General features: G+C 60.6%; 3 protein-coding genes. All 3 read left to right on the top strand.

Annotation, left to right across the window (positions count from 1 at the left end; all coding sequences use genetic code 11):
* On the top strand, nucleotides 1-199 hold a 199-nt coding region (locus tag ACIQUS_RS27060; protein ID WP_403054199.1), incomplete at its 5' end, for a phage GP46 family protein.
* Nucleotides 166-1,257, top strand: a complete 1,092-nt coding sequence (locus ACIQUS_RS27055; protein WP_403054196.1) for a baseplate J/gp47 family protein — start codon at nucleotides 166-168, stop codon at nucleotides 1,255-1,257. The genes ACIQUS_RS27060 and ACIQUS_RS27055, both read left to right, overlap by 34 nt.
* A gap of 8 nt (nucleotides 1,258-1,265) precedes the next feature.
* Entirely contained in the window at nucleotides 1,266-1,856 is a 591-nt protein-coding gene (locus ACIQUS_RS27050) for a YmfQ family protein (protein WP_403054193.1), read from the top strand.
* Nucleotides 1,857-1,968 lie beyond the last annotated feature (112 nt).

The following is a 1,968-nucleotide window of genomic DNA, read 5'->3' as shown; positions in this document are numbered from 1 at the left end:
CCGTGCACAGCAGTACTGCCGAGAGGCCTTGGCCTGGATGATTGAAGACCGTGTCGCCACGCGCGTCGAGGTGGCTGCAGAGTTCATCGCTCAGGGCTGGATGCTGATTTTCATCGAAATTTACCGGCCGACCGGCTCACCGGTTCGCTATCGATTCAACTATGAATGGTCGGCGCAAGCCGCGAAGAGGTCTGCCTGATGCCATTTGCAAGACCCACCCTGACTGAACTTATCACCCGGGTAACCACCGACATCAGCAGCCGTATAACGGGTGTCGACAGTGCCGTGCTTCGTCGTTCGCTGCTCGGCATCATCGGCCAGTCTGAGGCCGGCGCCGTCCACCTGCTGTATGGATACCTCGACTGGATTGCCAAGCAATCGATCATCGATACATCGACTGGCGACTATTTGAAGCGCTGGGCTGCCATCTGGAAGGTTACTCCCAAAACGGCTGGCTTCGCTGTCGGCGGGGTTGGATTCAGTGGTGTTGTTGGTTCCACAATTCTTGACGGCACCATCGTGCAGCGCCAGGACGGCGTCCAGTACAAGGTGCTTGGGGATTCAGTGTTTACCGGGCCCACGCTGGTGGTGTCGGTGCAGGCGATCGAAGCGGGGGAGGCCGGCAACTTTGACACAGGCCTGCCGATTTTCCTGCTTTCCCCGATCTCAGGCGTGCAATCCACTGGGACGACTGCTACCAAGCTTGAAGGTGGAGTCGACGCCGAGTCTGACGAGCGCCTGCTGGCGCGGCTGCTGGCAAAGATCCAGCAGCCGCCGCATGGCGGGGCGTCGTTCGATTATGAGCAATGGGCGCTGGAGGTTACTGGGGTGACCCGGGTATGGGTTTATCCGCGCCAGTTGGGGGCCGGCACCGTCAGCGTGCTGTTCGTGTGTGACGAAGACGTCAGCATCATCCCTGGCCCGGCGAAAGTTGCTGAGGTCCAGGCATATATCAATGCCCGCGCCCCGGTAACCGCGGAAGTATTCGTAGTGGCGCCAGTGGCTGATCCCTTGGACTTGAGCATCAAGCTCTCTCCGAACACCGTTGCGGTGCAGAACGCGGTCCGCGCCGAGGTGGCGGATCTGATTGAGCGCGATGCTGCACCTGGTGGGCTGATACTCATCAGTCGCCTGCGCGAGGCCGTTTCGCTCGCCGCTGGGGAGGAAAACAACCAGATCGTTACCCCAACGGTAGATGTGCCCCATGCAATAGGTCACATGGCGACGCTCGGGACTATTACCTTTTCCAGCTTGTAGGAGGCGTGATGCCGACAGCTGCTGAATATAGGGAGCAGCTGAAAGCGCTGCTTCCGCCAGGTCAAGCCTTCCCGCGCGACCCAGGCACCACGCTGCACAACCTGCTGGATGGAATGTCGACTGAGCTGGCGCGTGTCGATGCAAGGGCCGAGGTGCTGCTTCGAGAGGTCAACCCGGACACATCCTTGGAGTTGCTCGCGGACTGGGAGCGCGTGGCGGGCCTGCCCGATAAATGCGCTGGCACGCTTGAGACCACAGTGCAGGGGCGGCGCAATGCACTGCTGGCCAAGCTGACCGCTACCGGCGGCCAGTCCAAGGCGTACTTCATCGCGCTTGCGGCCGCGCTCGGTTACCAGATCACCATTGAGGAATTCCGCCCGTTTCGTGCCGGTATGTCGGCGGCGGGCGATGCGCTCACCAATGGCGACTGGATATTCACCTGGCGCGTGCGTGCGCCAGAGGTGACGGTGATCCCATTCCGAGCCGGCCGCTCGTCTGCTGGCGAACAGCTGCGCGCCTGGGGCAACGATACGCTTGAGTGCAAGATCCGAAAACTTGCCCCGGCACACACGGTGGTTCTGTTTGCCTACGAGAACTAGCACACATGTCGGGGCATCTACGGCGCATCCGCTATTCCTCACGCCGCTTTAGCGAATCTGAATTAGTCGCCTTCACCACTTCTTAGGAAAAGCCCATGCATAGAATCGATGG

The organism is Pseudomonas sp. NPDC090755, from assembly GCF_044769005.1.
Lineage (GTDB): Bacteria > Pseudomonadota > Gammaproteobacteria > Pseudomonadales > Pseudomonadaceae > Aquipseudomonas.
The sequence above is the reverse complement of the archived record's forward strand: the minus strand, read 5'-3'. Positions and strand labels throughout refer to the sequence as shown.

Excerpts from the sequence above, each read along its gene's own strand:
- ACIQUS_RS27055 (WP_403054196.1), top strand. The coding sequence starts at position 166 with ATGGTCGGCGCAAGCCGCGAAGAGGTCTGCCTGATGCCATTTGCAAGA.
- ACIQUS_RS27050 (WP_403054193.1), top strand. The coding sequence starts at position 1,266 with ATGCCGACAGCTGCTGAATATAGGGAGCAGCTGAAAGCGCTGCTTCCG.